Source organism: Cognatitamlana onchidii (assembly GCF_004804355.1).
GTDB lineage: Bacteria > Bacteroidota > Bacteroidia > Flavobacteriales > Flavobacteriaceae > Cognatitamlana > Cognatitamlana onchidii.
In genome coordinates this window covers 185,150-198,577 of sequence record NZ_SRWZ01000004.1, presented here as the reverse complement: position 1 = coordinate 198,577, position 13,428 = coordinate 185,150, and the positions used below count along the sequence as shown (strand labels likewise).

The window sequence follows — 13,428 nt, the reverse complement described above, 5'->3', positions numbered from 1 at the left end:
ACTTAAAACCCAACGAAAACGATTTCGGTTTTTATGCATAATCAATTGGTTTTAAATCAAACTTTACACTAAAAACTGAAATAAATCTGGCTTATTATTAAGATATTCACCAAAAAAATTATGCCGTTTTAGTTTTGCAATAAGCGGCTCTAAATCGGAGGCATTTTTTAGCTGTACACCAACTACTGCCGATCCGTTTTCTCTATTTGTTTTTTTTGCGTATTGAAAATAAGTAATATCGTCATGATCCCCCAGCATATCAACAACAAATTCTTTCAAAGCACCTGCTCGCTGAGGAAAGTTTATAATAAAATAGTGCTTTAAATTAGCATGTAACAAGGCGCGTTCTTTAATTTCGGGGGTTCGCGTTATGTCGTTGTTGCTTCCGCTTACAACACAAACCACTTGCTTCCCTTTTATTTTCTTTGCATAAAAATCTAATGCTGAAATACTTAAGGCTCCAGCAGGTTCAACAACAATCGCATCTTTATTATACAATTCTAAAATGGTTTGACATACCTTACCTTCTGGCACTAATAGCATATCATCTAAATATGCTTTACAAATAGTAAAATTTAAGTCTCCAACCCGTTTTACTGCTGCGCCATCAATAAACTTTTCAATAGATTCTAATTCTGTGTTTTTATTATTCTTAATAGACACGGTCATTGATGGAGCACCTTCGGGCTCGACCCCTATTATTTTCGTTTGAGGCGACAGTGTTTTAAAAACAGTAGATAGACCAGCAGCTAAACCACCTCCTCCAACTGGAAGAAACACGTAATCTATTTCATGTTTGGCTTGCTTTAAAATCTCAAGACCAATGGTTGCCTGTCCCTCAATAACCTTTTTATCATTAAAAGGATGAATAAATATTTTACCTAACTCCTTACATTCTTCCATAGCAGCATGGTACGCATCATCAAAAGTATCTCCAATAAGTTTTATTTCGATGAAGTCTTCACCAAACATTTTAACCTGTTCTACTTTTTGATTAGGCGTTGGAGCCGGCATATATACAGTGCCTCTAATCTGCAATAATTTACAGGATAGCGCTACGCCTTGGGCATGGTTCCCAGCACTTGCGCAAACAACCCCAGAACTTGATTCTACTGAGGTTAACGAACTTATTTTATTATAAGCACCTCGTATTTTATACGAGCGTACTTGTTGCAAGTCTTCCCGCTTTAAATAAATATTAGCCCCGAATTGTTTTGACAATCTTTGGCTAGGGCCTAAAGGCGTAACTGCCGATACCTTTTTAACGGTATCGGCAGCTACTTTAATATCATTTATTTCAGGAAAATACAGTATGTTTTCCTTATTCATAAATAACGCTTTAAACGATTGGCTTCATGGCCGTCATCGAAGATCTTAAAAACTCTCCTACTTTTTCAACTGGGTGCTCTCTTAACGCTTTATTAATTTCAATTAATTTCGCATTATCAACACCTTCCCCATTGTCTTTTGCAAACGGCTTTCCAATAACATCAGTTTTAATCCCTTTCATGAAGTCTGTTAATAATGGTTTACAAGCATGGTCAAATAAATAACATCCATACTCAGCAGTATCAGAAATCACAGAGTTCATTTCATATAATTTCTTTCTAGCAATAGTATTTGCAATAAGTGGTGTTTCATGTAATGATTCATAATAAGCAGAAGCATCTATAATTCCAGAATCTGTCATCGCCTCAAAAGCCAATTCAACACCTGCGCGAACCATGGCTACCATTAACACGCCATTATCGTAATACTCTTGCTCAGAAATTTCAACATCCCCGGCTGGTGTTTTTTCAAAGTTAGTCTCAGCTGTTGCTGCTCTCCAACCTAATAAGTCTTTATCATCATTTGCCCAATCTGCCATCATTCCAGCAGAAAAACGACCTTCAATAATATCATCCATATGCTTCTGGAATAACGGACGCATAATATCTTTTAACTCTTCTGATAACTCAAAAGCTTTAATTTTTGCTGGGTTTGATAAACGATCCATCATGTTGGTAACACCTCCATATTTAAGACCTTCCGTTACTGTTTCCCATCCATATTGAATTAATTTAGAAGCATATCCTGGGTCAATACCTTCTTCAACCATTTTGTCAAAACAAAGAATAGATCCTGTTTGCAATAATCCACATAAAATGGTTTGTTCCCCCATTAAATCAGATTTTACCTCAGCAATAAAAGATGATGCTAAAACACCAGCTCTATCGCCACCTGTAGCCACGGCATAGGCCTTAGCTTGCGCCCAACCTTTTCCTTCTGGATCATTTTCTTCGTGTACAGCAATTAATGTTGGTACACCAAAACCTCTTTTATATTCTTCACGGACCTCCGAACCTGGAGACTTAGGCGCCACCATAATCACAGTGAGATCTTTACGAATTTGTATACCCTCTTCCACAATATTGAAACCGTGAGAATATGATAACGTTGCCCCTTTTTTCATCAGTGGCATTACAGCGTTTACAGCATTTGTATGTTGTTTATCTGGTGTTAAATTTAATACCAAATCGGCAGTTGGAATTAACTCTTGGTATGCCCCAACTGTAAAGCCATTTTCTGTAGCGTTAATATAAGACTGACGTTTTTCAGAAATAGCAGCATCACGTAAAGCATAAGAGATATCTAAACCTGAATCTCTCATGTTTAAACCTTGGTTTAATCCTTGAGCACCGCATCCTACGATAACTATTTTCTTTCCTTTTAAAGCATTTACTCCGTCTGCAAATTCTGAAGTGTCCATAAACCTGCACTTCGATAATTGATTTAATTTATCTCTTAACGAAAGCGTGTTAAAATAATTTCCCATTTTAATTTAATTATTATTACTATTGATTATTGAATGCTGTAAGCAATTCGGTTATTTTCATTTCATCTTTAGTGACAGCAATGCGGCCTGAACGCACAAATTGCATGATTCCAAAAACATTTAAATCTCTTCTTAAAGATTCTATTTCATGTCTTCTACCCGATTTTTCAAGTACAAAAAACTCCTTGTTTACGGTTATAATACGCGTGTCACTTTCTTTAATTATATTTTGAATTTGAGGTTCGTCGAACAACAACTCAGACTTTATTTTAAACATACATGACTCTGTAAAGATAGTCTCTTCATTGGTATGATAATAAGCTTTAATTGTTTCAACCTGTTTCTCAATTTGTCTTACAATTTTATTGGCATTTGTTTCAGTCATATTAACCACAATAACAAAACGATTTACCCCATCGATTTCTGATTGCGATGTTGTTAAGCTTTCTATATTAATATGCCTACGTTGGAAAATTGCAGAAATTCTGTTTAATAAACCAATATTGTTTTCGGTGTAAACAGAAATTGTAAATGTTTTTATGTCTTCATTCATGTCTTTTCTTATTTAGCTTAAGCGAATATCTGAAACAGAAGCTCCCGAAGGAATCATTGGAAAAACATTATCTTCTTTCTCCACACATACCTCTAGGAAATAACTCTCTTTTGATGCTATCATTTCTTTTACAGCATCCGCCAATTCCTCTCGCTTTGTAACGCGCTTACCTTCTATACTATAGCCTTTGGCTATTGTTACAAAGTCTGGATTGGTCATTTCTGTAGAGGCGTAACGCTTATCGAAAAACAGTTGTTGCCACTGTCGCACCATACCCAAGAACTCGTTATTAAGCACTACAATTTTTACAGGTACTTTTTGCTGAAAAATGGTACCCAATTCTTGAATATTCATTTGATAACCACCATCTCCTATAATAGCCACTACCTCTCTATTAGGAGCAGCCATTTTAGCACCAATTGCAGCTGGTAGAGCAAATCCCATAGTGCCTAAACCACCAGATGTAATATTACTTTTTGTAACATTAAAATCGGCATATCTACAAGCTATCATTTGATGCTGACCAACATCTGAAACAATCGCAGCATTACCCTTACTTTCAATGTTTATTTGCTTTAACACCTCTCCCATGGTAAGACCTTCCTTCGCAGGCGTGAGATCATCTTTAATAACTTTCTCGAACTCAATGGCATAAAGATCCTTAAATTCTTGCAACCAAGCCTCATGCGAATTTTGGTTTAAAGCTTCAAGCAACATACCTAAACTTTCTTTGGAATCTCCTAAAACAGGTACGTCTACTTTTACATTTTTATTTATTTCGGCTGGGTCAATGTCAAAATGAATGATTTTAGCTTGCTTAGCATAAGCATCTAAACGCCCTGTAACGCGATCATCAAATCGCATACCTATTGCTATTAAAACATCACATTCATTGGTTTTAAGGTTTGGCGCATAATTTCCATGCATTCCTACCATTCCAATATTTAAGGGATGTGATGTTGGGATTGCTGAAGCTCCTAAAATGGTCCATGCAGCGGGAATACCAGCTTTTTCAATTACGGCTTTAAGTTCATCTTCTGCCTGACCTAAAATAACACCTTGCCCCCAAACAATCATTGGTTTCTTAGCATTATTGATTAACTCCGCTGCCGCATTAATAGCTTCTTGGCTCGTTTTAGGAACAGGGTTATAACTCCTAACACCTTTACACTTCTTATATTTAAAATCAAATTCTGTAACCTGAGCATCTTTGGTTATATCTACTAACACAGGACCAGGCCTACCGCTTCGAGCAATGTAAAAAGCTTTTGCAATAGCGTCTGGTATGTCTTCCGCAGCTGTAACTTGACAATTCCATTTAGTTACAGGTGTAGAAATACCCACAATATCGGTTTCTTGAAACGCATCACTTCCCAATAAATGAGAAAAAACCTGTCCCGTTATACAAACTAAGGGCGTAGAATCTATTTGGGCGTCTGCAATTCCTGTAATTAAATTAGTAGCTCCCGGTCCAGATGTGGCCATAGCAACCCCAACTTTTCCAGATATACGTGCATAACCTTGGGCTGCATGTGCCGCACCTTGCTCATGCCTTGTTAAGACATGATGAATTTGGTCTTGGAATTTGTATAATTCATCATAAACAGGCATAATAGCACCTCCTGGATACCCGTAAAGAATATCTACACCTTCAGCTATTAAGCTTCGTACGATTGCTTCACTTCCCGTTATTCGCTGCGTTTCTTCTGCCAACTCTTGTTTATTATTAATTGTTTGTGTTTTCATATTCTCAACGATTCATGATGAGATTCCTTATTTTACAAGGAATGACAACTATTTTTTAAAATGCATCTGTAACACATCCTTTTGATGCTGATGCTACCGATTTTGCATATTTATATAATATACCTTTTTTATGCTTTAATTCTGGCTCAACCCAGTTTGATTTTCTTCTTTCAAGTTCTTCATCTGAGATAAGAACATTAATAGAATTATCTTCTGCGCTGATTCTAATTTTATCTCCTGTTTGTACTAAAGCAATCGTCCCGCCAGACTGTGCTTCGGGGGTTATATGGCCCACTACAAAACCGTGGGTTCCCCCAGAGAAACGCCCATCTGTTATTAAAGCAACAGATTTTCCTAAACCAGCTCCCATAATTAAAGATGTTGGTTTTAACATTTCAGGCATTCCTGGACCTCCTTTAGGTCCTACATACCTAATGACGACAACATCCCCTCTTTCTACTTCACCATTGGATATACCGGTGTTTGCATCCTGTTCACTATTGTAAACCACGGCTTTTCCTTCAAACAACAAACCTTCGTTACCAGATATTTTTGCCACAGCACCTTCACTGGCAAGATTCCCATAAAGGATTTGTAAATTCCCCGAAGATTTCAAGGCCTTATCCTTTGGATAAATAATGTCTTGACTATCTTCAAAAACTAAGGGTTCAACATCTTTTAAGTTTTCGGCAAGTGTTTTACCTGTTACTGTCATACAATCGCCATGCAAGTAACCGTTGTCTAATAAATACTTCATTACCGCAGGCGTACCTCCAACACCATGAACATCTTCCATAAGATATTTTCCACTTGGTTTTAAATCGCCAATTAAGGGCGTTCTGTCACTTACACGTTGAAAATCTTCAAGAGTAAAGTCGATATCGGCAGCGTGTGCTATCGCTAAGAAATGTAATACTGCATTTGTTGATCCCCCAAGAGCATTAACAACAGTCATGGCATTTTCGATAGATTTTTTAGAAATAATATCTAAAGGTTTTAAATCTAGTTCTAATAGATTTTTGATTGCTCTAGCATATCTTTCTGCCTCCGACAGTTTATTTGGATTTTCTGCCGGGATTGATGAGTTATAAGGCAATGCAAAGCCCATACATTCAATGGCTGATGCCATCGTGTTAGCTGTGTACATACCTCCACATGCTCCAGCACCCGGTATAGACCTTTTTATAATTTCTTTATACTCTTGCTCATCAATTTCACCTGCTACTTTCTGCCCCAAAGCTTCAAAAGCAGAAACGATATTTAACTTTTTCCCCTTGTAAGTCCCTGACGCAGTTGTTCCTCCGTACATCATAATAGCAGGGCGATTCAATCGTAACATAGATATTATAGATCCTGGCATGTTTTTATCGCATCCCACTACAGCAATTAAGGCATCATAACTTTGAGCATTCATAACGGTTTCAATAGAATCTGCAATGATATCTCTTGAAACCAAAGAGTAATTCATACCAGAAGTCCCCATAGAAATACCATCACTAACTCCAATAGTATTAAAACCTAAACCAACCATACCTGCAATATTACAATCTACCTTAAGCTCTCCTGCTAAACCATTTAAATGCATATTACAAGGGTTCCCATCGTACCCCGTACTAGCAATACCAACCTGAGCTTTGCTCATATCTTCCTCCGTTAAACCTGCTGCATATAGCATTGCTTGCGATGCAGGCTGAGATTCGTCTTGAGTTAATCTGCTACTGTACTTATTTAGTTCTTTCATAATTAGTTAATGATGATTTACTACTTTTATTGTTTACTTTTAAATACCCTCAGTATTTTAAGAATTTTAACAGAAATTCTTTAACCTTTGGGAATATTGCTCGAAAATAATTTATTCACCTGTTAATTCTTTTTATCCGCCATTACTTCTAGTTAAATTCACAACCACCAAAAACACTCTAACAAACTTATTAACAATCATTTAAGTCAATATTTTTATGACGTTCAAAATTGAAAAATAGTTGTAAAAAAATATGTAGAATTGAGTTTTTAAAAGATCTTTAAATTTAGAACACCTCTCGTTCTTAATCAATAGAAAAAAAACAAAACTAGTAGATATTTACTTATATTTTTTTATTTTTGCGGACCAAATAACAGAGGAAAGATTTGACTGATTGCAACCTCTTTTCAGGTTTAAATTTATAAACGTGAAACTCCTCATTAATTGAGGGATTAAAAATGCTAAAGGCAGTGAAAACTCCCTGCGACGTTATTATCGTCAAATCTTACCCATAAAACATAGAATATGGCTTATTTATTCACTTCAGAAAGTGTTTCTGAAGGACATCCAGACAAAGTTGCTGATCAAATTAGCGATGCTCTAATTGACAATTTTCTAGCATTCGATAAAGAATCTAAAGTAGCATGTGAGACTTTAGTTACTACAGGTCAAGTAGTTCTTGCCGGTGAGGTAAAATCCACAACCTATTTAGATGTACAAAAAATTGCAAGAGACACTATAAACAAAATAGGGTATACCAAGGGAGAATATATGTTTGATGGAAATTCATGTGGTGTTCTATCCGCTATTCACGAGCAATCTGAAGATATTAACCAAGGGGTCGATAGAGGCAGTAAAGAAGAGCAAGGTGCTGGAGACCAAGGTATGATGTTTGGATATGCAACCAACGAGACTGAAAATTTCATGCCTCTTGCACTAGATTTGTCACACTTAATTCTAAAGGAACTTGCCGAATTACGTCGTGAAAATAGTGACATAACCTATTTGAGGCCCGACTCAAAAAGCCAAGTAACCATTGAGTATAGCGACGATAACGTACCTCAACGCATTGACGCCATTGTGGTATCCACTCAACATGACGATTTTGACGATGATGATGCCATGCTTGAAAAAATTAGAAAAGACATTGTCAACATTTTAATTCCAAGAGTCAAAGCAAAGCTTCCCGAAAACATTCAAACGCTTTTTAATGATAACATTACATATCATATTAACCCAACTGGAAAGTTTGTAATTGGTGGACCTCATGGAGATACTGGACTTACTGGTCGAAAAATTATTGTAGATACTTACGGAGGCAAAGGTGCTCATGGAGGCGGAGCCTTTTCAGGGAAAGACCCCAGTAAGGTAGACCGCAGTGCCGCCTATGCCACTAGACATATTGCTAAAAATTTAGTTGCTGCCGGTTTAGCAGATGAAGTTTTAGTACAAGTTAGCTACGCTATTGGTGTTGTAGAACCTATGGGAATTTTTATTGACACCTATGGCACCTGTCCTTTTAATTTAACCGATGGAGAAATTGCAGAAAAAGTTTCTGAAATTTTTGACATGAGACCATTTGCTATAGAGGAACGCCTAAAACTACGTTCACCTATGTATAGCGAAACAGCTGCATACGGACATATGGGCCGCAATAATGAAAAAGTAACTAAAACCTTTTCTCAACCAAATGGCGATTCTAAAACTCTTGAAGTAGAACTATTTACATGGGAAAAATTAGATTATGTAGATCAAGTAAAGGCTGCGTTTGATATTAAGTAGATAAATAAAAAACATGAAAAGCCCTATAATTAGTTACTTATAGGGCTTTTTTAGTCTTATGACTCATGTATTTTACAATAGGTCTTAAAACTGAAAACCAAAAGACCCTGTGACTCCAAATTTTCTAGCATTAGGATTGTCTATTGGGTTTAAATAATTTCCTCGGAAATTAAAATCGATTCTAAACACCTTGAAAATATTTCCAACACCCACACTATACTCATAATACGGTACTTCGTTTGGCGCAACATACTCTAAACCAGAAGCATTAACATCCTTATTTTCTTGAGAAATCGATCCTATAACGGTTCTAAAACCAGCAATCGCTCTTAAATTCCATTTTTTTATCACCGGAATTCTAGAAAACAAACGCCCGTTAAAATTATGTTCAATATGAACGGCTGAATATGAGTCTGTTACAAACTCATAAAAATCCATTTGAGAGAATGTATTGTATATAGACCAATAACTTTGATTACCAGGTATAACACTTAATAAGCCAAGAGGCACTACGCCATATGTTTTTCCTGTTTCCACAGTTGTATATAACCTACCAAATCCGCCAATTTGCCATGGTTGTAAATATCTAAATTGAATTTTGGTATAATCAAAATCATTCCCTAATCGCCCCTTTATCCCTCTGCTTACTTGCGCAAAAAGCTGTGCATAGTCATCGTTAGCATGCAACCTCTCAACACCATAACCTGTCATTTTCCTTCCAGGAAAATAAGACACTGATAAGGCTGTTTCATATTGTTTGGTTTCAGACGAAATACCAGTAGGAGAATTGGGGTCAAAATAGTCTAAACTAAAGGTAGGTGAAGCCGATTTAAGGGTTCTGTAACTCCCTCCTAATTTAAATACCACATTCTTTATAGGCTCAATTTCAAAAGCTAATGTTGTTAAATTAATGTCGGTTAATTTATCATTAGGTGCTGTCGTGAAAATACCTGAAGACGCAAGGTTTCTGCCCAAAACATCTGTAGAATACGTCAAGCTCGCACCTATTTGTTCTACATCGCGGCGATTCCCTCCAGATACGATAAGCCTATTCTTCTTATCAATGAGCCATTTTCCTGAAATACCATATTTAAACTTATCATCTTTGAAACCATACGCTAAAAAACCTTCTATTCGCCATAAATCGTTTCTTCCAAAATACGTTCTCCCTCCAGTGCGCAACCGCCAACCTTCAACTTCATTAAACCCAACAGAAGAAAATAGAGGGCCATAATCTAATGGCAACGAATTAAATTCTATATATCCTGAAGCCAATACACTTCCCAAATTATAAAGCCGCTTGAACTTCTTCACCGTTTTGAGCGTATCTAACATTTTATACACGCCCCTTTCATCTTTATTTAAATCTTCTAAACGCTTTTCTTCCCAAAAATCATCACTTCTATCATAAACATCTTTGTCGTAGAAATTAACCTCCTTTTCATAAAACTTCCTTTCCTTCTCAATATCAAACTGGTAATTATCAAACAATGTGGTACGCTTACCATAAATCCCTCTAGATGTTTCCTTTTTATTTAAAGCAAACTCAGACATCATATAGTCACGTTTTATCAAAAAAAGTGAGTCATTAAGCACTTCAAATTCCTGTTCTATATAAATCTCTTTTACCCAGTTTATGTTTGCACTTTTAGAAGCCTGTAAATTAATATCCTTAATGGCGTAGGTGGTATCTGCCACCCAAAAATCTCCCTTGAAAGTGAGTTCGTTTTTACGTCGTGGATAATATACAATATTGTAACACCACTTATTATCAATATAGGCACTATCCATCAATACATAGTTATAAGTGCTAATACCAGTTCTAGACAGCGGGCTTACAAAACTTTTATCAAAAAACTTTAAATAATTGTCATACACATTAAAATCTGAGTACAAATCGCCAATAAAATCAATTATAACCTGATTATCACTAAATCCAGAGTTTTTATTTCCTTCTAAGACTTCCTTAGTTTTATTTAAACTATTATCCCCATACACTTTTGAAACGGCCTCATTTATAAAAATGGGCAAATACGTTTTCCCTGTAACTCGTGAGGTGTCTACTTTATCAAAAACGAACTCCATACCTCGAAAAAGTTTGCTTTTCATTAAAGCACTATCTACAGTATTAAGATCAAATTCTACCTTTTCATATTTGTCATACTGATATTGCTTAAACTGCCTAAGTCCATTACTACGCTTATGAGACCAGATTTTCCTTAGTAAATCGATGGCTGGATTATTCTTTTTAGGTTGTTTACCTGAAACAATAACAACCTCGTTTAATTGAGCAGCTTCCTCTTTGAGAATTAACTCCAAATTATAGTTTACTTTTTTGCTTAATGAAATCTTTAGTGTTTCGTAACCCAAAAACGACACAGACAAGCTACCCCAAGTTTCGTCAGACTCTAAATAAAACTTACCGTTTTCATTAGTGACTGTTCCCTCGGTCGATCCAGAAAAAATTACGTTAGCAAAAGCAACAGGTTCTTTGTTAACATCAAAAACATAACCGCTAACTTTGGTTTGCGCAAACGAGGCACATACTCCAAAAACTAGTAAGGCGATGAGTAATCTTAATTTCATAACACAAAAAAACTTCATCAACAAATATTGTTAATGAAGTTTATATAACGTAAAAAAAGTTATATTATTTATACATTACTTTTTTAACAGCTTTTATAACATCTTCATGGTTTGGCAACCATTCTGCTAGTAATACCGGCGAATATGGTGCAGGGGTATCTGCTGTATTTATCTTTACTACTGGTGCATCTAAATAATCGAATGCTTCAGATTGTACCAAGTACGTAATCTCTGTAGCAACATTTCCAAACGGCCAAGCTTCTTCTAAAACGACTAATCTATTTGTTTTCTTAACAGATTCAACAATAGCTTTTCTATCCATTGGACGAACAGTACGCAAATCTATAATTTCACAAGAAATACCTTCTTTCTCTAATTCATCGGCTGCTTTGTAAGCCTCTTTAATTATTTTACCAAAAGATACAATGGTTACATCTGTTCCTTCTCGCTTAATATCGGCAACTCCAATAGGCACAATATACTCACCTTCTGGTACCTCACCTTTATCTCCATACATTTGTTCACTTTCCATAAAAATAACCGGATCGTCATCTCTAATGGCCGCTTTAAGCAATCCTTTAGCGTCATATGGATTTGAAGGTACAATAACTTTTAGTCCTGGTGTGTTTGCAAACCAACTTTCAAATGCTTGAGAGTGTGTAGCTCCTAATTGACCCGCAGAAGCTGTTGGCCCACGAAATACGATAGGACATTTAAATTGACCACCAGACATTTGTCTGATTTTTGCAGCATTATTAATAATTTGATCAATTCCAACTAACGAGAAATTAAACGTCATGTATTCTACGATAGGCCTATTGCCAGTCATAGTCGATCCAACAGCAATACCTGCAAAACCTAGCTCGGCAATAGGCGTATCAATTACACGCTTTGGACCAAACTCATCTAACATTCCTTTGGATGCTTTGTATGCACCATTATATTCCGCTACTTCCTCTCCCATTAAATATACGCTTTCATCTCTGCGCATTTCTTCACTCATGGCTTCGCAAACAGCCTCTCTAAATTGAATTGTCTTCATTAAATTTATTTTAAATCGAATTGCAAAAATAGGAATATTTCATAACACTTCCGTTAAAAAGTAATTTCAAAAAAGATAAAAATAAGCTATTTCCTTTGCAAATTTTCAAATAAACCTGCCTTGAATAGAAAAAACTACGAATTAGAAAAACTATGCAAGACATTAAAAAGCATTTTCTAACTCGAAAAGATATTTGTTACGGCGAACGTCAAAAAAATGGGCGAGAGATAGCTTTTTCAAAAAAAACTTATTGCAATTATAGAAATTATTATATTTTTACTATGCATGCATAGTAAAAATATGGAATAAAATAAGTAACTTCGTTGCCACAAAAAATTAGACCTTTTAATAGACAAAAAGATGAAAATATTAGTGTGTATTAGTCATGTTCCAGACACTACTTCAAAAATTAACTTTACCGAAAGTGATACAAAATTTGATACCAATGGTGTTCAGTTTGTAATAAACCCAAATGATGAATTTGGTTTAACTCGTGCCATGTGGTTTAAAGAAAAACAAGGAGCTCAAGTTACTGTTGTAAACGTGGGAGGAGCTGATACTGAACCAACCTTAAGAAAAGCTTTAGCTATTGGTGCAGACGCCGCCATAAGGGTAAATGCAACAGCAACAGATGGTTTTTTTGTAGCCAAACAACTAGCCAATGTGGTTAAAGAAGGGGAATACGATTTAGTAATTGCTGGTCGTGAGTCTATAGACTATAATGGCGGTATGGTTCCTGGTATGATTGCAGGTTTAATCAATGCCAACTTTGTAAACAACTGCATTGGCCTAGACATAGATGGTAACAACGCAAAAGCAACCAGAGAAATTGATGGAGGAAAAGAAACAGTATCCACATCTTTACCTTTGGTTATTGGTGGACAAAAAGGCTTAGTTGAAGAAAGCGACCTACGTATTCCTAACATGCGTGGCATAATGATGGCACGTAAAAAACCTTTAAACATTGTTGAACCTACAAGCGCAGATGCAGCAACATCGTCGGTCTCGTTTGAGAAACCAGCCCCAAAAGGTGCCGTAACGTTAGTAGAACCAGACAACTTAGACGAATTGGTAAACCTACTTCATAATGAAGCTAAGGTAATATAAACCTTTAGGCTTGTAAGGAATCTTAAAAATAAATTAATGAACCCTGAGTATACTCA

Annotated in this window: 9 protein-coding genes; 2 read left to right on the top strand and 7 right to left on the bottom strand. The window is 36.0% G+C overall.

The features are described from left to right. Positions 1-63: 63 nt before the first annotated feature. The 5 genes from ilvA to ilvD are packed head-to-tail and all read right to left on the bottom strand — an operon-like array spanning position 64 to position 6,855. Positions 64-1,329 carry a threonine ammonia-lyase IlvA gene (ilvA, locus tag E5D58_RS09495; protein ID WP_136481621.1) on the bottom strand — a complete coding sequence of 422 codons (1,266 nt, stop codon included), beginning with the start codon at positions 1,327-1,329 and terminating at the stop codon, positions 64-66. 10 nt (positions 1,330-1,339) lie between these two features. Next, complete coding sequence (gene ilvC, locus E5D58_RS09490) at positions 1,340-2,815, bottom strand: ketol-acid reductoisomerase (protein ID WP_136481620.1); 1,476 nt, start codon at positions 2,813-2,815, stop codon at positions 1,340-1,342. 19 nt (positions 2,816-2,834) lie between these two features. After that, positions 2,835-3,368 carry an acetolactate synthase small subunit gene (gene ilvN, locus E5D58_RS09485; protein ID WP_136481619.1) on the bottom strand — a complete coding sequence of 178 codons (534 nt, stop codon included), beginning with the start codon at positions 3,366-3,368 and terminating at the stop codon, positions 2,835-2,837. A gap of 12 nt (positions 3,369-3,380) precedes the next feature. After that, complete coding sequence (ilvB, locus tag E5D58_RS09480; RefSeq protein WP_136481618.1) at positions 3,381-5,114, bottom strand: biosynthetic-type acetolactate synthase large subunit; 1,734 nt, start codon at positions 5,112-5,114, stop codon at positions 3,381-3,383. 55 nt (positions 5,115-5,169) lie between these two features. Then, positions 5,170-6,855 carry a dihydroxy-acid dehydratase gene (gene ilvD, locus E5D58_RS09475; protein WP_136481617.1) on the bottom strand — a complete coding sequence of 562 codons (1,686 nt, stop codon included), beginning with the start codon at positions 6,853-6,855 and terminating at the stop codon, positions 5,170-5,172. Positions 6,856-7,380: 525 nt separating this feature from the next. On the opposite strand from ilvD, the gene metK reads away from it, so the two are divergent. Further along, positions 7,381-8,637 carry a methionine adenosyltransferase gene (gene metK / locus E5D58_RS09470; protein ID WP_136481616.1) on the top strand — a complete coding sequence of 419 codons (1,257 nt, stop codon included), beginning with the start codon at positions 7,381-7,383 and terminating at the stop codon, positions 8,635-8,637. Positions 8,638-8,721: 84 nt separating this feature from the next. Here metK and E5D58_RS09465 read toward each other — a convergent pair whose 3' ends face one another. Next, the gene (locus E5D58_RS09465; protein WP_136481615.1) at positions 8,722-11,223 is read right to left on the bottom strand and encodes a DUF5686 and carboxypeptidase-like regulatory domain-containing protein; all 2,502 of its coding nucleotides are present in this window, start codon (positions 11,221-11,223) and stop codon (positions 8,722-8,724) included. Positions 11,224-11,287: 64 nt separating this feature from the next. Further along, positions 11,288-12,265: a pyruvate dehydrogenase complex E1 component subunit beta gene (locus E5D58_RS09460; RefSeq protein WP_136481614.1), complete on the bottom strand. Its 978-nt coding sequence runs from the start codon at positions 12,263-12,265 to the stop codon at positions 11,288-11,290. Positions 12,266-12,625: 360 nt separating this feature from the next. Between E5D58_RS09460 and E5D58_RS09455 the strand changes: the two genes are divergently transcribed. Then, positions 12,626-13,372: an electron transfer flavoprotein subunit beta/FixA family protein gene (locus tag E5D58_RS09455; protein WP_136481613.1), complete on the top strand. Its 747-nt coding sequence runs from the start codon at positions 12,626-12,628 to the stop codon at positions 13,370-13,372. Positions 13,373-13,428: the final 56 nt, after the last annotated feature.